Genomic DNA, 23105 nt, shown 5'->3' with positions numbered 1-23105 from the left:
AGGTAGAATGATTTTAGCGATACTGAGCTGTGTGGTTTTTAGTGCGTATTATTATATTGAAGCTTTTAAAAGTGCGTTGCCAGCAAAAAAGTGGGCGGTTGCAGGTCTTATGTTTGGTCCGATGATATTCCCCATGTTTTCAATTTCTCAGCGAGCAGCTTTACGTCAATCTCGTGGTTTTAATAACGTATTGTGTCGAGTCTAAATTCTGTAAATTTAATAGCCAAACGTTAGTAACAAACAAATAAAAAAAAGAGAGGATTGACCTCTCTTTTTTCAAATACTGTCCATGTCATGTTATAAATTCCAATGCATTAGCACTTAAAAACCAATGCCGCCTCCAGGCTTAAGAGCTTTGTTAGCGTCGAATCCGATACCGCCACCAGGCTTAAGAGCCTTGTTTGAGTCGAATCCAATACCGCCACCAGGCTTAAGGGCCTTATTTGAAGCAGTAGATACAGTTTTTTGCTGTTCTGCAATGTTTGCGCCGTCTAAATTTGCGCTTGCAGGAGTAGTAGTTAGCATTAGTGCTACAGCATAAGCTTTTAACATCGTTCGGTTCCTCTTTGATACTTTTAAATTATTTTATTTTTAAAACTGACAATTTTTTGTCAATCAAGTATATATCTGCGAGGAATATGCCAACTTTAGGATTTGTTGAAATATCTTACCTTTATTAGGTGGTTTTTTGTTCTGGTTATTTAAAAATATATAATAAAAACAATGATTTAAAATTTATATGATTTTTTTACTATTTTTAAAATTTTATTGGAAATACAAAATTTTGATACACCTAAATAAGTGGATAGGTCAAAATTTTGCCGTCCAAATTTTGACAAATGAGGGTAAGGGGAGGGAGTACTGGTTTGAATGGAACTAGCGGAAACAGGGGGATTTATTGGCTGCCAATAAACTGGCTAATGTGCACGTTCTCGGTTAGCAAGCGTTCAAATTTGGTGGCGTTGAGGGGTTTACTGTACAGATAGCCCTGCAACATTTCGCAATCATAAAGGCTGAGGATCTCTAATTGCTTTTCTTGTTCAACCCCTTCAGCAACCACTTTCAAGCCTAAGTTGTGTGCAATATTTATAATTGCCGCTGTCATGTGTTTGTCAACGCTACTAATGGCGATATCGTCAATAAAGGCTTTATCAATTTTTAAGGTGTTAAGTGGAAACTTCTTTAAATAGGCCAAGGATGAATATCCTGTCCCAAAATCGTCTAATGCTAAGTGGATACCCTTTTCACGTAATCTTTGCATCATCTGCAAGGCTTGCTCAGGGTTTTGCATTAAGGTCCCTTCAGTTATCTCACACTCTAAATGTAATGGAGACAAACCGACTTTTTGCAAGATACGAGAAATACGATCATCAAGGTCGGGTAATTCAAATTGCCGAGCAGAGATGTTCACCGCAACACGTCCAGTAAATAATCCTTGGGATACCCAGCGTTTTGTATCTTCACAAGCCTTACGAAGCACTTGTTCACCAATATCAATAATTTGGCCTGTCTCTTCCGCTAAAGGGATAAATTGAGCTGGGCTTACAATGCCTTTATCTGGATGTTCAAAGCGCACCAAGGCTTCCATACTAACTAATCTTCCAGTGGCAATATCAACCTTAGGTTGATAGAAAACAGTAAATAAATCGTCTTTTAAACCGTAACGAATTAGGTTTTCAATTTGTAATTGACGGACCGCATTTTGATTCATTTCACCACTGAAGAATTGATATTTATTTCCCCCAGCATTTTTCGCAAAGTACATCGCTGTATCAGAGTTTTTCAACAGCTCCTGGGTTGAGGTGCCGTCTTCAGGATAAAATGCGATACCAACACTGGCACCCAATACAAATTCTTGTTTGTTGATTAAAAATGGATGGGCCATCTGATCTAAAATTCGCTGTGCATAATGATTTATGCGTTGCATATCTTCTTCTCGGTCTACCAGAATACTAAATTCATCACCGCCTAAACGGTAACAGGTAGCATTGTTGCCGGTAATTTTTTGCAGCCTTTTACCAATTTGCTTAATGAGAATATCACCGGTTTGGTGACCCAAAGAATCATTGATCTTTTTGAAGTTGTCCATGTCTAAACAAACGAGGGCATGGGGAACGTCTTTGCGCACTAAATTATAGTGGCTAGCTTGGAAAAACGAGCGGTTTGGCATTTCCGTAAGCGGATCGGTATTCGCGAGTTTAAGCAACTCTTTTTCCGTACTTTTACGAGAGGTGATATCCGAAAATACACCGACGTAATGGGTTGTTTTCCCATCTTCTCCATGAATGGCATCTACATTTAGCTCCATTTCATAGCGTTCGCCATTGGCCCTTGTAGATTCAACCTCGCCATTCCAGTTGCCTTTTTGCCGTAAGGCTTTTTTCACCTCTTCGGTAAACGCTTCAGGGTATTGATTAAATTTGAGGTAGCTTGCCAAAGCTTGTTCCCGTGTCTCACCGGTATATTCACAGTACGACTGGTTAACGGAAATAAAGTGAAAGCTTGTATCGGCAATAAAAACACCATCGGAAATGGTTTCAATTGAACGTTTATAGAGTTTGAGTTGTTCTTCAGCTTGTTTAAGATGGCTGATGTTCTTCAAGGTTCCGGTCATTCTTATGGGTTGATCGTTATTGTCCCGTTTGACAATCATGCCTCTATCCAAAATCCATACCCAATCACCTTTAAAGGTGCGAGCTCGATAGGTTACTTGAAAATAATCAGACTTTTTATCTATATGAGTTTTTAAAGCCTCTTGCACGCGCACCATGTCATTGGGATGAATATTTGCTTGATAAGATGAATTTGAACGAATATCGTCCTGGGGGAAATCCATGGTTCCCCATGTATTGGCTCGATATACCTGACCACGGTATACATCCCAGTCCCACAGTTCATCGCCACTACTCCAAAGCGTCAGTTTTAAGCGCTCTTCGCTTTCTTTAATCGCATTTTGCACGGCCCGTTTACGACTATATTGACGTAACATCAAAAGCAATATTAATATCGCTGACATGCCGTATAGAGCCATCGCTGGCGTGTCTAGCCAAAATGGTGGGGCAATCTCAATATTCAGTCTAGCGGAGTCAGACCAAGGTCCCTTACCAATCCGGCCTTGTACTTCAAATACATGGTTTCCATAGGTTTCTATGGAAAACGAGGCAAACTTCTCGTTGTTGCCTGTTTCAATCCAAGTGTCTCTCCAACCCAGCAATCGATATCGATAATTCAACTCATCTTGGTACAGCGAATTTACGTTACTAAAATAAACTGCGAAGGGAATATTTTCGTAAGACAGTGAAATATTGTTGGTTAAGTTTAGTGGTTTGGTTAAAGGAGAACCTTCAACGCCTATGGCAACAGGCTTATTGTGGATCCTTAATTCAGTCAGTTTTGGTGAGTCTAACTTAGGTAAAGTCTGTAAATTGTCGATGTTGCGAAAGGTTAAATCGGTTAGCTTCTCTGGGTTAAATACATGGAAGCCATCGGTGCCGCCAAAAAACAACATGCCTTCTTGAGTCATCAAGGTAGCGCCTTGATTTAAATCATTGTAATCCAATGTTTGCCTGGGAATGGTTTGCAGTAATTCACCGGTTTCCAGGGAGATTTGCCATATCTCAGATTGACTACCTTGCCATACTGATGTTTGATTTTGGGTATCTAATACAGAGTTAACTACTATGCCTTTACCACTGTATCCACGAGGATGAATTTGTTCTACGGGCGCGTAGGTTTGTTTATCAAGTTTGAAAATTCCATGTTTGCCCGTAGATGCCCAAAATGCATCTGCAGTTTCATGAATGTTGAAAACTACCGGTTGAGCTTCGTCCAAATTATTCTGCAATAAAATTCGCGTAGAATTGGAATAATTTTGATCTGTTACATAGATACCTGAATCGGTTTTAAGCCAGATATTGTTCTGACTATCTGATAATAACTGGGCAATAACGCTACTGTTAAGTCCTTTATAAGATATCTTCTTAACGGCTTGGTTTAGATCCACGGCATCGACTAAAAATGACTGTTCTTTGACGTCTTTTACCCAAAACTTTTCTTGCATGGGTTCTAATTCAGTGATGGGGATACCTGAAAATAACGATTTCACATGGCTTAAGCTTTCGTTCTTGAATTCATATATGTGGATACCACTGTCAGTGGCAAGCCACAAACGTTTCTCTGCATCAATTTCCAAATCCCAAACTAGGGTGGTAGAGCTTTTCAAAAAATGCTGAAACTCGCCGGTTTGCGTACTATAAAGGCTAACCCCACCACTTAATGGGGCAATCCATATGGTATTATTACCATTATCAGCAAACGCCCAAATACTATTACTGATGCTTGGCATATTATCGTTTAGTACTTTGAAATGTTTGATCGCGGAAAATAGCTTGTGGTATTGAAATAGACCAGAAGTGTGGGTACCAAACCAAATGGAATTGTTACTGTCTTTAAAGGCTTTGATAATAAATGGATTGACTAGACCAATATAGCGACCGTTATTTTGATCGATGGAAAAAACTGTTTTCTCAGCACTATCATAGATACTAATACCATCAGTTGTACCTAACCAAATTTTTCCATCTTCGCTTTGAACAATGCTGCGAACTAAATTATTAATAATTTTCAGTTTATCACTTCTTGAAGCGTCCAACTGTAATTCAACTTGGTAATCTTCTGATAAGACTAACGCACCAATTGATGTGCCTAACCAATACTGACCATCAATTTTTATGATGTCATAAAGGTTTTTAGCCTGTAGATGAATATTCCAAGGATTGTCTTGTTCTAAACTATAGAGTTTGTTGGTTTTTGGTTCGACCGCAAAGATGCCGTTTCTTTCTGTACCCAACCAAATAATATCGTCTTCTGCATAGATTGTTCTAACAGAGTCGTTCAATTGCAGATCATTGCTAAAGGTAAGAGCGGTGAAATCATCCAATTCTGGATTGTATTCATATAGCGACTTTTCGCCTGAAAAAAGTAATTTTCCTTGGGTGGTTTCACCTATGGCCCAAAAGTTTTGGGATTTTAAGCTGGAGTTGTTTTGGGTGTAAACTTGGAAACTATCTTTTTCAGGTATGTATTTGGCAATTGCCCCAATACTTGAAAACCAAAGATTATTATTGGAGTCGATAAATAACTTACGGATCATTTCGATGGGAAATTGTTTTCCGTCAGGCAGTTTAACTGTGTATTGTTTGAAATCTACACCATTGAACCGGTTTAAGCCGTTAACAGTGGCAACCCAAATATAGCCTTCTTGATCTTCAATAATATCCAGTACAGTGCTTTGCGATAGCCCTTGTTGCACTGAGAAATTACGAAGCTGAATATCAGCTACATTGGCGAAGGATTTGGATTGGCCGAAGGATAACAGCAAGATAACTGCCATTAGCCAAACAGATTGAAGTAATCGACTCAAATCAAAAATTCACTTATCGAAAATGCGTTTTGTTTTTTTATTATTATTTTTTTCATAAAAAGCAGTAGCAATTTGACGAATCTAAAAATGTAATATGCCGAATTTAAGGTCACTGTACAAGTTCTGAGTGACTTCTTTACCGTATAAATAACAAATATTTACAAATTCGTTTAAAAACCGTTCTAAAAATAGGCTTTATTAACAATGACATTGCATACAAGTTGTCAGTTATAGTGAACGTCTAAACATCAACAATGCTTTGCGTTGAGTACCAAGATTTAGATTATGTAGGTTGCCTGTTGCTTAAACGCAGTTAAATCTTTTATCGCTTGTCCTTGGGCTGGAATGTCATCGGGTTCATTTTTATTTCCACAGCAATAAAGAACAAGTGTTCCCACATCAGCCGGTGCTATGAGCTTTTGACAGAAATTTTTAATATCATCAAATGTTAATTTAAACAGGGCATTGGCAATGGCTTTTTGTAAATTAAATTCAAGGTCTTGGTTACCGATTGCAAGCCATAATCTTTGGGCTTTCGCGGTTAAATTAGTGTCACTGCCTTCTAACTGTTTAGAAACGCTAGTTCTAACATGCGACCAAACCTCCTGATAATCATCAATACTTGAGGTGATTTCATTAAGGAAAGTTTTAATTTCAGCTAATATGTGATTCGCACTGTAGTTTGGCGATTGCGCATAAAACACCATTCCCGGGTGTTGATTGAGGGGTAAATAACCACTTCCTACTAAATAGCCTAGTTGTTTTTCATTACGGATTTCGTGGAAGAAAGGAGACGCCAGCAACTGTTCCACTAAGATTGTTAATGCCACATCTTTTGTATCTGCCGAAGGCGTTTGTAAATATAGCACAACTGCCGAATCTGGATGTTGACTAGATACCTGGTTTTCATAATGGATCACATTTTTCAAATCCACCACTTCTCTTTTAATTTGGGTTAAAGGGAGTGTGGGCTTCGGTAGGTTATCTAATCTGCTAGCAAACTGCTTGGATTGCGCTAACGTCCAGTTTCCGAATACAAAGGCTTCCACGGAATACTGTTTAAACAGTTGGGATTTTAGCCAATAAATGTCTTCTAGAGTGGCATTTTCAACGATTGGTAACAACTCTAAAGGGGCGTATGTAAAACGCTGTATCAAGCCAGATAGTCTTGCAAAAAGTCGGTTAATAGGTTTGTTTAGTAATGAGTTTTGTAGATTTTTAAGTTGCTTTTGTTTGACCTGTTCGAATAAGGGTTGCAGATCAACATTTTCCATTATTTGGTTTAAAATATTTAAACTTAATTCAAGTTGGTTATGGGAATAACCATTTGTATGAATGGAGAAGCCACCTTGGTGTGCATATAGGTGGTAATGCAAACCTGCAACGCCTGCGTGATAGAATTGATCATTTAAATGCTCAACCATTAGGGCTACCCACAATCGCTTATATGCAGACACTTTAATCCCTTGAGTAACCGCCTCGCAATCGAATGAAATAAAGCAATCACCTTTAGGCTGACTAAATTGTGAATCTTGCGCAAACCAAACCTGCAGGTTTTCGTTGTGCAAAATTTTGCTTGGCAAAAGATATTTTTCATTGGTCGTTACTAAAGTACAAGACTCCGTAATATATGGGTTAGGAGAAGGTAAATGAAGGTCTTCTACAGCCCTAGGAGATGATAATGCGGTTAATAAATCTTGTTCAATAGGCTCAATTGCATATGGGGTTTCATACCAACTCGCTACTTTATTTGTGTGTAGGTCTTTACTGATTAATTTTAAGCGCATGTTTCGTGGACTCATAAAGCTTAAACACGTCTTGATGGGATGAAAGCTGTAATCAGTAATGAGGTAATCTCCGGATAATATATCCGTATCCTGGTAGTGAAACATTAAATTGGAAAATTGCATTGCCTCATCCAAGGGTTTCGCATTTTCAATATGTTCAAAGGCTAATTTTCCTAAAATAGCTTTCTCTTTAACACGCCAGGTTTCAAGACCTTGTTCTGCAATTAAGTTGATATAGTAAAATAAGCTATTCAAAATCCCTGAAATATTGTCTTCACCACATTTAGTCAGTTGTAAGTTGACGTTAAAATCTTTGAAGCCATTACCATTGATCCCACCCCCAGCACTCAAATTCATCGCCCAATTTAGTCGTTTATAATGATTCAGCAGGCTGCCGTTGCCTTCATCACCTAATAAATGGCTAATAAACTCCAATGGTTTGGATGCGTTGTAATGTTGCATATCGGGTAGGGCAAAACTGACGATTAATCGGCGGGCATCCTTGATAGGTTTAATATTGATTTTCACACCTAACTGTTCAGGTAAGTACAACGGTGGCAGCGTGGGGCGTTGAAAATCTTGGCCAGAATCGAACAGGGAAAACGTCTGTTCAACACACTTTTTTTGCTCTTCTAACGGCATTTCACTGACTATGCATAAGGTCATGTTATTAGGAATATAGTGTTTCTCATGCATTTTAATCAATGCAGTTTGTATGCTTGCTAAAGAATGTGCAGAAAATGTATCTTGGTTACCAACAGAAAATTTACTGAAGGGATGATTTGGGTTGCAGGTTTCTTTATGTACTTGATATAAACGCCGTAAATCATCGTGTATTTTTAATTGAAATTCTGCCTCTATGGCAGCAATCTCTTTTTCGATGGCGGCTTGAGTAAACAAAGGTTTAAACAGCATGTCGGCAAATCGTTGTAGGCCTTCAAGAAAGTGAGAATGCGTCACATCAAAGTGGTAGTTTGAAAATTCTGTGCCTGTCCACGCGTTTGCACTGCCACTATGTGGAGAAAGGTACTTATCCAAATTGTCGGCCTCTGGATAAGTTTCACTGCCGTTAAAAAGCATATGTTCAAGTAAGTGGGCTAAACCGGGAATATGCTTAGGATCATCAAAGTGACCCCCTTGAATGCAGGCTGCAGCTGCGGATTTTCGACATGCAGTATCGTTCACCAATAATACTCGCAAGCCATTAGCAAGGGTGACATGTAAATAAGTTCTCTTGTCGTTTGTACTTAGCAGCAACTCAATCACCTTCTTTGAAGTTTGATACAAGCATAACTGATTAAAAATTTTTTTAAATAAACTGAAAGAATTTGTTTACTAAAAATAGTCAACTGCAAAAATTCATAGCATAAGCAAAGTGAAGTTATTTACTGATAGTGGGTAGATTATAAAATCTGAATAGAAACCTCATGTTTGCGAAGTTAACTTACCATAAAAAGTGAAATTATCTAATTTCCAAAATAAACCGCTAAAACAGGTCGTTTTTCTCGTCTTTCGGCTCTACTATATGAAATTGAATTCAGGCAATATATTTTTTAGCAATAATCTGCACATTAGTTTGTGTTGGAAGACTTCGTATATGGACCAATTATGTACATTTTTGTGATGCGTCATGGTGAAGCCGAACCATCTTTACAAAATGATCAATTAAGACCTTTAAATGATTATGGTATATCCCAGGCTCAAAAAAGTGGAGACTGGCTAAAATTGTTTGCAAAAAACGCTAAAATATCACTCAGTCACGCTATGGTGAGTCCATTTTTGCGAGCTCAACAGACATTTCAACAGGTAAATCTGGCCACCAAGATTGCCGATATTCGTTCTAATGCAGATTTAGTACCCAGTGGTAATTGCCAAGCATTGCATTATTCAATCGACCATTTTGCCCAAGAGCAGCAAAATGTGACTGGATTATTATTAGTTAGTCATATGCCATTTGTGAGTTATTTGGTAGATGAAATGTGCGAAATAGAAGAACTGAGATTGTTTTCTACCGGTACAATTGTGTGTATTGATTATGATCTAGAAGAGTCGAAAGGGCGCATTGTGAAAACTTTTACCCCTGAGTAGTTTGCGGCTTATTTCTCGTGTAAATTCCTACAGTTTTTGATTTTTATTCCGATAAAAACCTGAGGGGAGGCCTATGTCTAGTAAAAGTTTACCTGCTTACTTACAGCAGGCTTTACAACAGCACGTGGAACAATCGCAACTAACTCATGATGATGAGTTGGAAAGTATTTACGTGCGTCTGGCAAACCTCAATGAAAACGTAGAAAAAATGAAACAGGCAATTTTGCTTAAACGTTCACAAAAGCAATCTTAAGCCTCCTGCATTCGGTTCGTTATTTCTAATCTATTAAGCAGACTACCAGCCTCTTATTCATTCTATAAATGGTAACCTTAGTTTGTTTCGTCTTCTGGGGGGATACTGTAATAAGCAGGTAAAACTCTGACGGTTTTGACCATGTTATCTTTAATTTCAATAATTTCTAATGGATAACCATAAATCCGCACGCTGATATTGGCATCGGGAATATCTTCTAGATGTTCCAGAATCAATCCATTTAAGGTTTTAGGACCTTCTGTGGGAAAGTGCCAATCCATCTCTTTATTCAATTCTCTTAAGTTAGCGCTGCCGTCAACCAACACACTTCCATCTTGCTGAATATTCGCTTCTTTGGAATGGTCAGGTACAATACTGGTAGTGAAATCACCAATGATTTCTTCCAAGATATCTTCTAACGTCACTAATCCTTGAATGTCGCCATATTCATCTACAACTAATCCAATTCGTTCTTTAGCCGCTTGAAATTGGTACATCAAAGTGTGTAAAGGTGTTGACTCAGGGGTGAAATAAATTTCTCGCACAGCACGTAGTAAACTCGCCTTGGTAAACTGGTCTTTAGATAAAAGGCGAAGTGCATCTCGCATGTGAACAAATCCAACAGCATCGTCGATGCTGTCTCTGTATAACAGCACGCGAGTGTGTTGGGCGTTGACCAGTTGGCGCTGTATATCTTTCCATTCGTCATTAATATCAATGGATACGATTTCACTGCGGGGGATCATAATATCTTCCGCAGTAACCTTTTCTAAGTCCAATATACCAACCAGCATTTCTTGGTGCTTTTGAGGAATGAGCGCGCCAGCTTCGTGCACCACTGTGCGTAACTCTTCACGACTTAGATTTTTACCATCGTTATTCACCGGGTTCACGCGCAACAACATTAATAGACCATTACATATGCCATTTATTAAATAAACCAGGGGATACAGCAGGAACATCAGTGGCAGCAAAATAATGGAACTGGGGAAGGCGATTTTCTCAGGATATAGAGCGGCGACCGTTTTCGGCGTGACTTCAGCAAAAATAAGGATGACAAAGGTTAAACCGAAGTTTGCGATAGCTAATCCCCAAACATCACCGAATAATCGCAAGCACAGTATTGTTGCCACAGAGGCGGCCGCAATGTTGACTAGGTTATTCCCTATCAGGATTAATCCTATTAGTCTGTCAGGGCGCGCGAGCAGTTTAGTAACACGCAGGGCACCTTTGTGACCTTCATTTTCAAGATGCTTTAGTCGATATCGATTAATCGACATCATTCCTGTTTCAGAGCTAGAAAAATACGCAGAAAGAAATATCAGAATGCCGAGCAGCGTAATTAACGTACTCGTCGAGATGTCGTCCAACTAAATAGTTCCTATATTATGGGTCAGGTATGAATGTATGTTTATCTTCATCAGGATTCAAGCTGAATATGTAATTACTTTACGCGCTCAATATCACTTCTTTCACAAATCGACTACCGAAATAAGCCAATGTTAGCAAAAATGCGCCAACTAGGGTTGCAGATATAACTGGTTTGCCCCGCCATCCCCATTGATGATGACCAATGGTGGTAGCAGAAAATATTAACCATGCGATAACCGATAATACGGTTTTATGAGCTTGCTCATTGGCCCACATATTATCGAGAAAAAGGAAGCCGCTGATCAATGATAAGGTCAAAAGTAGGGTGCCAGCTAATAATAATTTAAAAAATATGGTCTCAACGGTCATCAGTGGCGGTAAGGACGAATGCAATAGCGATGTTTTTTTCTGTTTTAAGCGTTCATTAATATAAGCCAATTGCAACGCGTACAACACGGCAATAATTAAACAACCATAAGCAAGCAACGCCAAAGTGATGTGTATCACCAAATCGGGTTGCAGTTGAATTTGCATGATATGTACTTCTGGAATTAACGCACCAAGGAGCACGATAAGTGCGGAAAACCCAAAAACAACTGGCATTAAAATGGCGGTTGCCAGTGCAAAAGATGCAATTGTCATTGTGACCGTAACCAACCATGCAATCAATGAGGCCACATTGAGCATACTCATATTCGCACCAGGCGCTTGATTGAGAGCCTCTATCAATAAATAAAGGTGAGTTGTTAAGGCTAGAAAAGCCGGTATTAACATAAGTTTAGGGTTCGGACCTTGGTGGTGAAATAAACGTGAGGTTACCCAGCCTGCGGCAAACAGATAAAAAACGATGCAGACAATTTCTATTAACACTTTTAAAAGCCCTATGGTAAGTAGTCGTAATTCAAACAGTTAGAGTGAGAAAACTGATTAAGTTTACCGTATATATTAAACCAGCCCAAATAAATCTTCTTAATAGTAAGGTTCTTATCTTCAAATACATTAGGTATAATCCTAATTATCAGAAATAGGAAACAATAGAATTATGTTTGAGAACCTCACAGAACGTTTAGGTAAAACCCTAAGAGATATTAGCGGTAAAGGCCGATTAACCGAAGATAATATCAAAGACACTCTACGTGAAGTCAGAATGGCATTGCTGGAAGCGGATGTTGCATTGCCCGTGGTGCGTGATTTTGTTGCACAGGTTAAAGAGCGAGCTGTGGGCACTGAGGTCACTAAAAGCCTAAAACCTGGTCAAGTTTTCATCAAAATTGTTCAATCTGAACTTGAATCAGTTATGGGCGCGGCTAATGAAAGCCTCAATTTAGCGGCTCAGCCTCCAGCGGTTATTTTGATGGCAGGCTTACAAGGTGCGGGTAAAACCACCAGTGTTGGTAAGCTTGCAAAGTATTTAAAAGAGCGTGAAAAGAAAAAAGTATTGGTGGTCAGTGCCGATGTTTACCGTCCCGCGGCTATTAAACAACTTCAAACACTTGCTGAAGATTTAGATGTTGGCTTTTTCCCTTCTAGTACTCTACAACGTCCCATTGATATTGCTAACGGCGCAATCGATCATGCGAAAAAGCAATTTTTCGATGTGCTAATTGTGGATACTGCGGGTCGTTTGCACGTAGATAATGAAATGATGGGAGAAATCAAAGATCTCCATGCAGCGGTTAAGCCAATTGAAACCTTGTTTGTGGTAGACGCCATGACCGGTCAGGATGCAGCTAACACCGCGAAAGCCTTTAATGAAGCGCTTCCGTTAACGGGGGTGATCTTAACCAAAGCAGATGGTGACGCTAGAGGTGGTGCCGCGTTATCAGTCCGTCATATTACCGGTAAACCGATTAAGTTTATTGGTATGGGTGAAAAACTCGATGCCTTAGAACCTTTCCATCCTGAGCGTATTGCTTCTCGCATCTTAGGCATGGGAGACGTACTGAGCCTGATTGAAGAAGTTGAGCGCAAGGTTGATAAAGACAAAGCGCAAAAACTGGCTAAAAAGGTGCAAAAAGGCAAAGGCTTCGATCTGCAAGATTTTAAAGAGCAGTTAGAGCAAATGCGCAACATGGGCGGCATGATGGGCATGATGGATAAATTGCCTGGCATGGGCAACATGACGGCGCAAATGAAAGAAAAGGCCAATGACAAACAGTTTACCCAAATGGAAGCCATTATTAATTCTATGACGCCGGGTGAACGTCAGCGACCAGATATTATTAAAGGTTCGCGAAAACGGCGTATAGCTGCTGGCTCGGGAACGCAGATTCAAGACGTCAATCGCTTGCTAAAACAGTTTACCCAAATGCAAAAAATGATGAAGAAAATGTCCGGTGGTGGCATGAAAAAAATGATGCGAAACATGAAAGGTATGATGCCTCCAGGTGGCGGAATGGGTGGCCCTGGTCCAGGTGGTATGGGAGGAATGTTTCCACCTAAGCGTTAAAACAGTTTAAGATGTTGAGCTGGAGATGTACCTTCAGCTCTCACTTTCCCCGCCATTTAATATCAAAAACACCTAACCTCGAATATATTCATCGCAAAAATGTCGAAATAACCCACCTGATTACAATAAAGCTGTATCGTTAAATTCCTAACTTTTTGAATTTCCCTTTAGTTGATTGCATTTTTTCCTCTTTCACGGTAATTTTTGTTTTGATTGGTTGTTTATTGAGCAAGTGAAATGGAGTTGTGGCAAGAGCTGAAAAGAAGGAACGTGGTTAAAGTTGCCATTGCGTACCTTACATTGGGTGGTTAATCGTGCAATTTATTGATAATTACTTAATTATTAGCAATTCCAAGCTATTCTTAGTTGCATTCCTACGTCATATCAGTATAATTCGGCGGCCTTGATTTTCGGTGTCTTTGATATCGAAGAGCAGGGCAAACAAGTTAACAGTAACGCTATTACGAGTTTGAGGCATTTATATGGTTACTATTCGTTTACAGCGTGGTGGCGCTAAAAAGCGTCCATTTTATCAAGTAGTGGTTGCAGACAGTCGTCGTGCACGTAACGGCAAGTTCATTGAGAACATTGGCTTTTTCAACCCAACTGCACAAGGTCGAGCAGAGCGTTTGCGTTTAGATCTTGAGCGTGTTGAGCATTGGGTAGGACATGGTGCAACCTTGTCTGAGCGCGTTGCTCGCTTGGTAAAAGATGCAAAAGTCGTAGCTGCGTAAGCACTACAGAAATTGAGGTATAGATGAGTCTAGCGTCTGACACAATAGTGATTGGCAAAATCGGTGCACCTTATGGTGTGAAAGGTTGGGTTAAAATCACTACCTATACTGACGAAACACAAGGTGTATTTGAGTATTCACCATGGCTTTTGGGCGATGGTAAAAAAGAATATATCGTTGACCTCTGGCGAACGCACAATAAAGGCGTTGTCGCGAAACTGGTTGGGGTGGAATCTCGTGATGATGCTGAAAGTATCAAAAATCTAGAGATTTCCATTAAAGCTGAACAGCTACCTGAACTGGCCGATGATGACTATTACTGGCGAGACCTAGTCGGCATGCAAGTTATAACCGAAAATGGTTACGATTTGGGTGTAGTGAAAGAACTGTTTGAAACTGGTGCTAACGATGTGATGTTAGTGAAAGCCAATTCAAATGATGCTTTCGGTCAAAAAGAACGCATGTTGCCATTCTTGCGAGAGCAGGTTATTAAAACGGTTGATATGCAGGCTAGAACAATCAAGGTTGATTGGGATCCCGGGTTTTAAATGAACCCACTAATGACAGAGCAAGGGGCTAACTCTTGCGAACTTCGTTGGTTTGGTGTGGTGAGTCTGTTTCCAGAAATGTTTAGCAGCTTTACTCAGCAGGGAGTAACAGGGCGAGCGGTGAAAAACCGATTGTTGAGAGTAGATTTCTTTAATCCAAGGGATTTTACCCACGACAAGCATCGTACTGTTGATGACCGTCCTTATGGCGGTGGTCCTGGGATGTTGATGATGGTTCAGCCATTAACAGACGCAATACACGCTGCCAAGAAAGCAGCGGGTAAACCAACTAAGGTGATTTACCTTTCACCTCAGGGAAAGAAGTTAGACCAAGCCGGTGTGAAGGCATTGTCTGAAAATGACAGCCTGATATTTGTCGCCGGTCGTTATGAAGGTATCGATGAGCGAGTCATACAGTCACAAGTCGACGAAGAATGGTCGATTGGTGATTATGTGTTAAGCGGTGGAGAACTTCCGGCGATGGTGCTAATGGATGCGATATCGCGATTTGTGCCAGGTGTGTTGGGACATGAACAATCAGCAGAACAAGATTCGTTTACTGATGGTTTATTAGATTGTCCTCATTATACCCGTCCAGAGAGCTTAGATGGTCGTAATGTTCCTGAAGTGTTATTAAGTGGAAATCATCAAAAAATCAGGCAGTGGCGGTTACAACAGTCGCTAGGGAGAACCTGGCTACGACGCCCTGAATTGTTAAATGACCTAGCTCTGACTGAGGAGCAAGAACGTTTATTGGAAGCATTCCAAAAATCGTTTTCGCAGCAAGATGACAGTTAATCTAGGATGAGAGGATATGATGAGCAAAATCAATCAAGATATCATCAAGAAAATTGAACAAGAACAGTTAAAAACTGATCTTCCGTCCTTCGGGCCGGGTGACACAGTTGTTGTTAAAGTACGAGTTAAAGAAGGCGACAAAGAGCGTCTTCAGGCTTACGAAGGCGTTGTAATCGCTAAGCGTAACCGTGGCCTACACTCTGCATTCACTGTACGTAAGATCTCTAACGGCGAAGGCGTTGAACGTGTTTTTCAAACACACAGCCCTGCAGTTTCTTCTATTGAAGTTAAACGTCGTGGTGCGGTACGTCGAGCTAAGCTTTATTATCTTCGTGAGCGTTCAGGTAAATCTGCACGTATCAGAGAAAAGCTTAACTAAGATTTTAATTAATGCGTTATTGTTAACTTGTGAAAACCCGCGAAAGCGGGTTTTTTTATGCCCTAAGAAAAATTATGAAGTTTATGAATAGTTGATGAATGAGGATTTGTAGGCTTAATTTCATATTTTCAACTTACTTTGTAAAAAATACCTAGTGGGTCATAAATACCTGTTCAGTTAACCTTCAGTTTTTGCCTGTTACTCTTGTAATTATCAGATTTGCATCAATATTTAAGTTAAGTCCACAGTGAGTAACGTATTGGTATAGTTTCTGCAATCCCTACTACCAAAACCAATGATTTGATTGCAAAAAAGGCAAACAAGTTGAAAAGTTCTGCTGTATTTTCACTAACGGAGAAAAGAATGAAAAAAACACTTTTAGCAATAACCCTGTCAACTTTGATTATCAGTGGCTGTGCTTCTAATGCCAATAATGCGCAAAAAGGAGCTGGAATAGGCGCTGTGTTGGGAGCGCTGGCTGGAAAAGGCACAGGCGACAATGACAAGAGTCGCTATGTTTGGGGGGCTGCTCTAGGCGCTTTAGCTGGAGGCGCTATTGGTAACTACATGGATAATCAAGAAGAAGAGTTCCGAGATGAGTTGGCGCAAAGTGGTGTTGAAGTGTATCGAGAAGGCGACAGCATTCGCTTAGCTATTCCCGGTAATATCACCTTTGAAACAGGAAAGGCTTCAATCGTTACCAATTTTTATCCGGTACTGAATGATGTGGCTAAAGTCATCAATCGTTATGAAAAGACTCGCTTGAGCGTTGAGGGGCATACTGATTCTGTTGGTGATGCAGCCTACAACCAACAATTATCGATACAAAGAGCAAATAGTGTGGCTGCTTATTTAGAATCAAATGGAGTGGCTACCAGCCGTTTGCAGACGTTGGGATTTGGTGAGTCACAACCCATTAGCAGTAACGATACCGCAAGCGGTCGTCAGCAGAATCGTCGAGTGGAATTGCGGATTATACCTGTGCAATAATACCGGCATCATATTAAGTACGAAGATGTGCGCTTTTATCTTTCTGTACAGATCTCAAAACGGTTTCTTTTGAAACCGTTTTTGTATCTGGGGTCTAGGTAAATTGATGTTATAACACTGGAACCTTTAACACTAAAAATGTATTTACACGAAGATTGGCGAGTATTGACCGTTGGCGATGGTGATTTGTCTTTTTCCTGGTCTATTTTCAAGGATTTAGCGATTAAAAATGTGACTGCGTCTGTTTTAGACGACAGGCAAAGGTTAATTAGCAAATATCATAAAAATGAAATAGCGAATTTATCTGCCCGTGGGGTGAAGATTGTTTATAACTTGGATATTGGTGATATAAGCAGTTTTCCAGCAAGTTTATCGAAAGTCTTTGATGTTGTTATATTCCAATTCCCTTTAATCCCAGCGTTCAGCAATAAAGCCGAGTTTGAGTCTAAAGGGCAATTACATAAAAATACCCTAAATAGATTGCTTATCTTGCATTTTTTGAAGCATAGTTTTGATTATTTTCTCGATCCAAACGGCAAGCAGTTAGCTTATGTCACCTCTAAAGACGTCAAACCTTACTCCCATTGGAATATTGAGAACTTAAATCCACAACCGCAAAAAATAGAGTTTCAAGGCTGGGTAACCTTCAAGCAATCCGGCTTCCCCAGTTATCAACTACGTAATGTTGACCGGGATAAAATACTTAAATCTACTGAAAGTAAAACCTATGTTTGGGGGGATCATAAATCTGATTATTCTGAGCTGAATTTACGCCCTAGTAGCAAACACCAACCTAACCATTGTAATCTGTGTGGCAAAGGACCTTTTTATTCCGCCCAAGATTGGCAACGACATAATCAATCATCCTTCCATCTTCGGCTCGAAGGTTACGAAAAGCTTTGGCAATCATTCCTTAATCAAGGTTAGAAACTAAGGCCGCCTCCGCAAATGATAACTAAATACCAACGGTAGATTATTTATATTTGGTTATCATTGCCAATGATTCGAAAAAAACAGTGTCATCATATAGAGTGCTTGTCATGATAAAGGGAATCGCCTGAAATGAACGATTTGAGTGAAAAACAAAAGCTAACTGCTGGTCTGGAATACTTTCCTAGCAACAAAGAAATGCAAGCTCAGCGAATGCATGCCAAAACACAATGCCACTTGTTTAACCAGTTAGCACCAAAAGACTTTAAGCAAGGTATGAAGTTACTCAAAGGGTTATTTGGTGATTGCCACAACTTTTGGATTGAACCACACTTTTATTGTGATTACGGCTTCAATATTCATCTGGGAAAAAATTTTTATGCCAATCATGGCGTTGTCATTTTAGACGCTGCTCCCGTTACCATTGGCGATGATGTACTGCTCGCTCCCGGGGTACTTATTTCAACTGCCAGCCATCCTAAGGATCCACAAAAACGTAAAAAAGGGCTGGAAACTGCCCATCCCATTAGTATCGGAGATGGTGCGTGGATAGGTATGGGCGCTAAAATATTACCAGGGGTAAAGATCGGAAATAATGCCATTATTGGCGCGGGCGCTGTTGTCACTAAAGATGTGGCAGAGAATACCACTGTAGCAGGAGTACCGGCTATTGTGATTGATCAGAATAACAATAAACCCTAGAAACTAAACATTCGTTAAAAAGTTAACGAGAGAGGTCTATATGCAAGAAATTATCACCACACTAGAGAATAATGTTTTAACCTTAACGTTTAATCGTCCAGCCCAAAAAAACGCCATCAATCAGCAAATGTATAGCGAGTTGGCCAATGGGTTAGAGCGAAGCTTAACCGATGATGAAATACATTGTGTTTTGATACGTGCTGAAGGTGATACCTTTACTGCCGGAAATGATCTAAAAGATTTCTTACAGCAGAAAATGACTGATGCGTCACCAGTACAGTTATTTCTGAGAGCCCTGCCTAAAATGAATAAGCCATTGATTGCTGCGGTAAATGGCCAGGCCATAGGGGTAGGGCTAACGATGCTATTGCATTGTGATATTGTGTTAGCGTCACAAAGCGCTACCTTTACTGCCCCTTTTACTAAATTAGGTTTAGTACCTGAAGCAGGCTCATCCATTTTACTTCCAAATATCGTAGGTCATGCTATTGCTAACGATATTCTTCTTGCTGGTCGCACACTTAATAGTGAAGAAGCATTGAGTTATGGTTTAGTGTCGCGAGTGACGACCGACGATAATCTACAGGCGCTTGCCGCTGAGGTTAGTCAACATATTGTGCGCTTGCCAGTTAATGCCATGATGAAAAGTAAAGCACTGATCCGCAATCCACAAAGAGAAGAGATAGTCATTCAAATGACTAAAGAGAGTATTGATTTTGTGAACCAGTTGGAATCTGAGGAATTTAAACAAGCCGTTGCTCCATTTTTTAAAAAGAAATAGCCTAAAAAGAACAATCATATAAAAGAAAACGCATTTCGTAATTTGCCATAGACCTTTACTCAATCTCTCACATAGAGGCTCTCCAGGAGCCTCTGAGACTGTTTATTGCTATCTTTTTGCATAATATGAGTATGTGTGTTGCCAAGGTGAATGTAATAGCTACAAATCAGACTAGGTAAGGTTGCGGGGTCTTGTGCCGTTAATTAACCGCTAATCAACCGTCAACAACACAGTTAACTCGCTGGGGATCTCCAAATCGGAACTGCAATATCCCAAAGAGCCTTCGTTATTTTTAAGATATTCTAGTAGTTCGCTTTCTGAATTAACTTGTTTAGGTTCTTTTTTACGGCCGGTAAAGCGCATTTGGGCCCAATATGATTGGATTCGAGACTCAGTCAGACCAATCACTTTGTTGTTAAACAATAGTCGACTCTTATTTTCAGGGGCTAACGCAACGGCATGTAACTGGTAAGGAACAGCCCCTCCCATAAACAAATTTCTAATTTGTTGTCGATTGAGCTCAACGGATTTTTCCCGTGTATTGGCGATAATAATAATATGTTCAGCAGACGCTATTTGCGTACTATTGAGCAAAATTATAGATAACAGAATAAAGCAAATTTTCATCAGAATACCCACTCTACCCCTAGTTGATATAAGATTCCATGGCCATCGAAACCACCTAAATCTTTAACCGCATAATCATTACTAATTTTTTCTTTAGCTTCTACGAAAGTCATTTCAGCTTTAAACGCTAAGTTTGCGAGGTAATCCCAGCGCACTCCTAATTTTGTACCTGCTGCTTTATCGTCTGGAAAAGCAGCTAAAACACCAAGATAGGTAGCTGCTAGGGTATCTAGTTGTGTAGAGACACCAAATGGAATTTCATTTTCCGGATGATCAAAATGAAGGTTTTTCTTGCTATAAGATAGGTAGACTGTGTAGGGATAGAAATTGTAACCAGCAGAGATGTAAAAACTCTCTATATCTGCGACTAAACCACTTTTTCCATTGAATTTAGAGAACTCACTACGCACAAAATAATCCACGTTTTCATAATTAGCACTAAAATGATAAAGCTGAATGACGCCACTGGCGTTTAACCAATCAGCGTTATTTTCAAATCCTAATTGGCGCAATAGTTGGCCAAACTCATCTGCTTCTGTTTGCTCAATGTTTGTATCACCTTGATTAAAAGATGCACGAACTGTCAAATTATCGTAATAGATACTGGCATTAAGCCCAAAAAGACCAATGACTTTGGTGTTTATTTCTTGGCTATTCAAATAAATCTTGTCGTCAAATCGGCCCCAATAACCTTCATAGCTAATTAGCCAGTCGCCAAACGCAAACTCATAGTTCGCTAACACCCCATCAAAAGTGGAAAAGAAAGCCGTGTCATAAAATTGTTGCGGTAGGGTCAACCAAGGATATGCAAAGCCCACATCAAGGCTGTCACTGTAATTAAAAAAAGGAATTCGCTGCCTGCCAAGTTTAACCTGCCATGCATTACTTGGCGCATAAGTGACATACAACCATTCTAAACCTGAATTACGCTGTTCGTCTGTGAAGCCGACAACTTGTCCAGTAAAGGAAAGTTCATCACTAAATAAATAATCTCCTTGAATACCCAGCAAAGATTGTTTATCAACACTCAAACTATTGTCGTAACCTACATATTCAGCGTTTTCGTCATCAAAGTACCCTAAAACCACTCGCGCAAAACCAGAAAATTGCAGTTTTTCATTATCTTTTGCTATGGCTGAAGGACTAATGCCAAGGAAAATTAAGGAACAAAACAGGGAAATTTGTAACGTTGATAGTTTCAAAATAACGATTTTCTATTTGGGATGTTTATTAACCCTAAAAATACTACGCTTAATGCAAGAGTCAACCACTTGTGTGTTTAAATGGCCTTTAAAATTAGAAAAAGGTCTTTTTTAATAAACTTCTATGTGTAATTAACACTATTTTAACCGGTTTTACACAAGCTCAGTCAATTAAGAAACACAATGGTTAGAATGCAGAAAATGACTAAAATAACTTTCATCTAAAGGTTTACTTAACCAATATCCCTGTATTTCGTCACACCCCATTTGGGTTAGCAATTCAACCTGTTCGTTTTGCTCTACACCTTCAGCAATTAGTGTTACCCCTAATTCATTGCCTAATTCTATTACACTTTTTACAATTGATTTGTCTGCTTTATTAAGATGCATGTTACGAACAAAGGATTGATCTATTTTGAGTTTGCTTACTGGGAAAGCTTGTAAATAACTTAAACTTGAATAACCCGTGCCAAAATCATCAATGGCGAGTTTAATTCCCATTTCATTGAGTAAATTCAATGTGCTGATGGCCTCTGTGTCAATATTAAAAAGAACGCCTTCGGTTATTTCTAGTTCAAGGTTTTTGGCTGGCAATCCACTGGCTAATAATGCGTGTTGAACCATTTTTACGAAATTAGGTGCTGAAAATTGTTTCGGTGAAATATTCACTGCAATAACGATATCCTCATATCCTTCTGTCAGCATATGTTTGGCCTTATGACACACGCTGGCTAAGATCCAATCACCTAAGGGTAAAATTAATCCTGAATGTTCTGCTAACGGAATAAATTCTGAAGGGGAAATCCATTGTTCTTCAAATTGCCAACGAATAAGGACTTCAGCGCCAATTACTTTTTTGTCTTTAAGTGAGTATTGAGGCTGAAAAAACAATTGAAAGTGATTACTTGTTAGGGCTGTGCGCATAGCGTCTTGGAGGGTATTTTGACGATTTACAGATTGTCCTAGCTCATTATTAAACATCATATAATCGCTAAATTCTTGACTGGCGGAATTTTCTAACGCAATACGTGTATTGCGAATAATATCCTCAGCACTGCTTCCATCTGATGGGAAGTGCGTAAAACCATAATCAAGCTGCAGTGAATGTTGACCAGAAAACTGCGTTTTTTCGACCTGAGTATTGATTGTTGTCACTAAATTTTCAACTGTATGATGACGATTATTATCAGCTAAAATTATGCCAAATCTTTTCTCACTCAATTGAAATAAACGTATGTTTAGACCCGTCTTTAAACAAGTTTGTTTTAATAAGGTCGCAAGCTGCTTCAATACTCGACGGTTGGTTTCAATATCATCATCGGCTAATAGTTTTGAATAAGACCGAATTTCTAATTGGCCTACAATAAAGTTTGATTTTTCATTCACCATTTGTTCAATAATTTCCTTGAACGCGTAATGGTTATCGAACCCTGTATCTGGATTTACCTGAATTTGTGAGCGATGTTTTTGTTGGTTCAATTTGTATTCAGAAACATCAACTAAACTTAAGGTCCATAGTTTATTTTCGGCATGCCATATAAGTTCACAGGCAAAATTATGCTGCTGTATTTCTACTTCAAAGTGTTGATGATGTGATTTTTCTGCTAGGGCATTTTGTTGGTGAAAGTGTAAATTTTCTGGCAACAATCCTTGACCATTATCGCCTGAAAGTCCATGCTTTTGTAAGAATAGGCTAGCGGATGAGTTGATAAAATCAACCTGACCTTTTTTATTCAGTAAGATAATTAAACTTTCTGTGTGCAATGAATATAACGCGAGGCTTTTTGCTAACCTCAGGTTACGTAACCGAGGAAAAACCAAGGCAGCTAAAACAGCAACCGCAATTAGGCTCAAACCACCGAATAGTAATAAATTGCTTATCACTTCTACCTTCCTTGATAACCAATTGATATCAGCTTATTGCTAACCAATTGTAATCTAGCCATTTAAAAATCCTTTTAATTCAGGGGAGAATGAATTTTATTCCTTGGCAAATCGAATAATCCATTATCAAAGGTAAACTATCGAACGATAAAAATCGAGG

General features: G+C 39.4%; 20 protein-coding genes. 12 read left to right on the top strand and 8 right to left on the bottom strand.

Going from position 1 to position 23105, the window contains the following annotated elements; all coding sequences use genetic code 11:
- Positions 1–7: 7 nt before the first annotated feature.
- The gene (locus Q4574_RS00265; protein ID WP_303470128.1) at positions 8–205 is read left to right on the top strand and encodes a hypothetical protein; all 198 of its coding nucleotides are present in this window, start codon (positions 8–10) and stop codon (positions 203–205) included.
- A 116-nt stretch (positions 206–321) separates the two neighbouring features.
- Here the strand turns inward: Q4574_RS00265 and Q4574_RS00260 are convergent, their stop codons facing one another.
- The 3 genes from Q4574_RS00260 to Q4574_RS00250 form a co-directional block, all read right to left on the bottom strand.
- Complete coding sequence (locus Q4574_RS00260; protein WP_303470126.1) at positions 322–552, bottom strand: hypothetical protein; 231 nt, start codon at positions 550–552, stop codon at positions 322–324.
- Between the two features lie 343 nt (positions 553–895).
- The gene (locus Q4574_RS00255) at positions 896–5422 is read right to left on the bottom strand and encodes an EAL domain-containing protein (protein ID WP_303470124.1); all 4527 of its coding nucleotides are present in this window, start codon (positions 5420–5422) and stop codon (positions 896–898) included.
- A gap of 278 nt (positions 5423–5700) precedes the next feature.
- Complete coding sequence (locus Q4574_RS00250) at positions 5701–8466, bottom strand: insulinase family protein (protein WP_303470121.1); 2766 nt, start codon at positions 8464–8466, stop codon at positions 5701–5703.
- A 351-nt stretch (positions 8467–8817) separates the two neighbouring features.
- Between Q4574_RS00250 and sixA the strand changes: the two genes are divergently transcribed.
- Positions 8818–9297, top strand: a complete 480-nt coding sequence (gene sixA, locus Q4574_RS00245; protein ID WP_303470119.1) for a phosphohistidine phosphatase SixA — start codon at positions 8818–8820, stop codon at positions 9295–9297.
- Between the two features lie 73 nt (positions 9298–9370).
- Positions 9371–9550, top strand: a complete 180-nt coding sequence (locus Q4574_RS00240) for a hypothetical protein (protein WP_303470116.1) — start codon at positions 9371–9373, stop codon at positions 9548–9550.
- 77 nt (positions 9551–9627) lie between these two features.
- On the opposite strand, the gene Q4574_RS00235 is transcribed toward Q4574_RS00240, so the two are convergent.
- Both Q4574_RS00235 and ccsA read right to left on the bottom strand, forming a co-directional pair.
- Positions 9628–10920 (bottom strand): HlyC/CorC family transporter, encoded by a 1293-nt coding sequence (locus tag Q4574_RS00235; protein ID WP_303470114.1) that lies wholly within the window; start codon positions 10918–10920, stop codon positions 9628–9630.
- A 79-nt stretch (positions 10921–10999) separates the two neighbouring features.
- Positions 11000–11791, bottom strand: coding sequence for an inner membrane protein YpjD (gene ccsA / locus Q4574_RS00230; RefSeq protein ID WP_303470113.1), 792 nt, complete (start codon positions 11789–11791; stop codon positions 11000–11002).
- 172 nt (positions 11792–11963) lie between these two features.
- On the opposite strand from ccsA, the gene ffh reads away from it, so the two are divergent.
- From ffh to Q4574_RS00185, 9 genes are all read left to right on the top strand, one after another.
- Complete coding sequence (gene ffh / locus Q4574_RS00225; RefSeq protein ID WP_303470111.1) at positions 11964–13370, top strand: signal recognition particle protein; 1407 nt, start codon at positions 11964–11966, stop codon at positions 13368–13370.
- Between the two features lie 482 nt (positions 13371–13852).
- Positions 13853–14104, top strand: coding sequence for a 30S ribosomal protein S16 (gene rpsP / locus Q4574_RS00220; protein WP_303470109.1), 252 nt, complete (start codon positions 13853–13855; stop codon positions 14102–14104).
- Between the two features lie 23 nt (positions 14105–14127).
- Positions 14128–14652, top strand: coding sequence for a ribosome maturation factor RimM (rimM, locus tag Q4574_RS00215; protein ID WP_303470106.1), 525 nt, complete (start codon positions 14128–14130; stop codon positions 14650–14652).
- Positions 14653–15450, top strand: coding sequence for a tRNA (guanosine(37)-N1)-methyltransferase TrmD (gene trmD, locus Q4574_RS00210; protein ID WP_303470104.1), 798 nt, complete (start codon positions 14653–14655; stop codon positions 15448–15450).
- 19 nt (positions 15451–15469) lie between these two features.
- Positions 15470–15829 carry a 50S ribosomal protein L19 gene (gene rplS, locus Q4574_RS00205; protein WP_303470829.1) on the top strand — a complete coding sequence of 120 codons (360 nt, stop codon included), beginning with the start codon at positions 15470–15472 and terminating at the stop codon, positions 15827–15829.
- Between the two features lie 363 nt (positions 15830–16192).
- Positions 16193–16819, top strand: coding sequence for an OmpA family protein (locus Q4574_RS00200; RefSeq protein WP_303470101.1), 627 nt, complete (start codon positions 16193–16195; stop codon positions 16817–16819).
- Between the two features lie 138 nt (positions 16820–16957).
- Positions 16958–17746, top strand: a complete 789-nt coding sequence (locus tag Q4574_RS00195) for a Rossmann-like fold-containing protein (protein WP_303470098.1) — start codon at positions 16958–16960, stop codon at positions 17744–17746.
- Positions 17747–17881: 135 nt separating this feature from the next.
- Positions 17882–18451 (top strand): sugar O-acetyltransferase, encoded by a 570-nt coding sequence (locus tag Q4574_RS00190; RefSeq protein WP_303470096.1) that lies wholly within the window; start codon positions 17882–17884, stop codon positions 18449–18451.
- Between the two features lie 40 nt (positions 18452–18491).
- A complete protein-coding gene (locus tag Q4574_RS00185; protein ID WP_303470094.1) occupies positions 18492–19232 on the top strand; it encodes an enoyl-CoA hydratase-related protein in 741 nt (246 codons plus the stop codon).
- A 210-nt stretch (positions 19233–19442) separates the two neighbouring features.
- On the opposite strand, the gene Q4574_RS00180 is transcribed toward Q4574_RS00185, so the two are convergent.
- The 3 genes from Q4574_RS00180 to Q4574_RS00170 all read right to left on the bottom strand — a co-directional run bounded on the left by Q4574_RS00180 (position 19443) and on the right by Q4574_RS00170 (position 22945).
- Positions 19443–19859 (bottom strand): hypothetical protein, encoded by a 417-nt coding sequence (locus Q4574_RS00180; protein WP_303470093.1) that lies wholly within the window; start codon positions 19857–19859, stop codon positions 19443–19445.
- Positions 19859–21019 carry a hypothetical protein gene (locus tag Q4574_RS00175; RefSeq protein WP_303470827.1) on the bottom strand — a complete coding sequence of 387 codons (1161 nt, stop codon included), beginning with the start codon at positions 21017–21019 and terminating at the stop codon, positions 19859–19861. Before Q4574_RS00175 ends, Q4574_RS00180 begins: the two co-directional genes overlap by 1 nt.
- A 213-nt stretch (positions 21020–21232) precedes the next feature.
- A complete protein-coding gene (locus Q4574_RS00170) occupies positions 21233–22945 on the bottom strand; it encodes a bifunctional diguanylate cyclase/phosphodiesterase (RefSeq protein WP_303470091.1) in 1713 nt (570 codons plus the stop codon).
- Between the last annotated feature and the right edge of the window lie 160 nt (positions 22946–23105).

Source organism: Aliiglaciecola sp. 3_MG-2023, from assembly GCF_030548205.1.
GTDB lineage: Bacteria > Pseudomonadota > Gammaproteobacteria > Enterobacterales > Alteromonadaceae > Aliiglaciecola.
The sequence above is the reverse complement of the archived record's forward strand: the minus strand, read 5'-3'. Positions and strand labels throughout refer to the sequence as shown.

What these genes read in the sequence shown, in the direction of transcription:
- Q4574_RS00265 (WP_303470128.1), top strand. Translation starts at nt 8, where the DNA reads ATGATTTTAGCGATACTGAGCTGTGTGGTTTTTAGTGCGTATTATTAT.
- Q4574_RS00260 (WP_303470126.1), bottom strand. Translation starts at nt 552, where the DNA reads ATGTTAAAAGCTTATGCTGTAGCACTAATGCTAACTACTACTCCTGCA.
- sixA (WP_303470119.1), top strand. Translation starts at nt 8,818, where the DNA reads ATGTACATTTTTGTGATGCGTCATGGTGAAGCCGAACCATCTTTACAA.
- Q4574_RS00240 (WP_303470116.1), top strand. Translation starts at nt 9,371, where the DNA reads ATGTCTAGTAAAAGTTTACCTGCTTACTTACAGCAGGCTTTACAACAG.
- ffh (WP_303470111.1), top strand. Translation starts at nt 11,964, where the DNA reads ATGTTTGAGAACCTCACAGAACGTTTAGGTAAAACCCTAAGAGATATT.
- rpsP (WP_303470109.1), top strand. Translation starts at nt 13,853, where the DNA reads ATGGTTACTATTCGTTTACAGCGTGGTGGCGCTAAAAAGCGTCCATTT.
- rimM (WP_303470106.1), top strand. Translation starts at nt 14,128, where the DNA reads ATGAGTCTAGCGTCTGACACAATAGTGATTGGCAAAATCGGTGCACCT.
- trmD (WP_303470104.1), top strand. Translation starts at nt 14,653, where the DNA reads ATGAACCCACTAATGACAGAGCAAGGGGCTAACTCTTGCGAACTTCGT.
- rplS (WP_303470829.1), top strand. Translation starts at nt 15,470, where the DNA reads ATGAGCAAAATCAATCAAGATATCATCAAGAAAATTGAACAAGAACAG.
- Q4574_RS00200 (WP_303470101.1), top strand. Translation starts at nt 16,193, where the DNA reads ATGAAAAAAACACTTTTAGCAATAACCCTGTCAACTTTGATTATCAGT.
- Q4574_RS00195 (WP_303470098.1), top strand. Translation starts at nt 16,958, where the DNA reads ATGTATTTACACGAAGATTGGCGAGTATTGACCGTTGGCGATGGTGAT.
- Q4574_RS00190 (WP_303470096.1), top strand. Translation starts at nt 17,882, where the DNA reads ATGAACGATTTGAGTGAAAAACAAAAGCTAACTGCTGGTCTGGAATAC.
- Q4574_RS00185 (WP_303470094.1), top strand. Translation starts at nt 18,492, where the DNA reads ATGCAAGAAATTATCACCACACTAGAGAATAATGTTTTAACCTTAACG.
- Q4574_RS00180 (WP_303470093.1), bottom strand. Translation starts at nt 19,859, where the DNA reads ATGAAAATTTGCTTTATTCTGTTATCTATAATTTTGCTCAATAGTACG.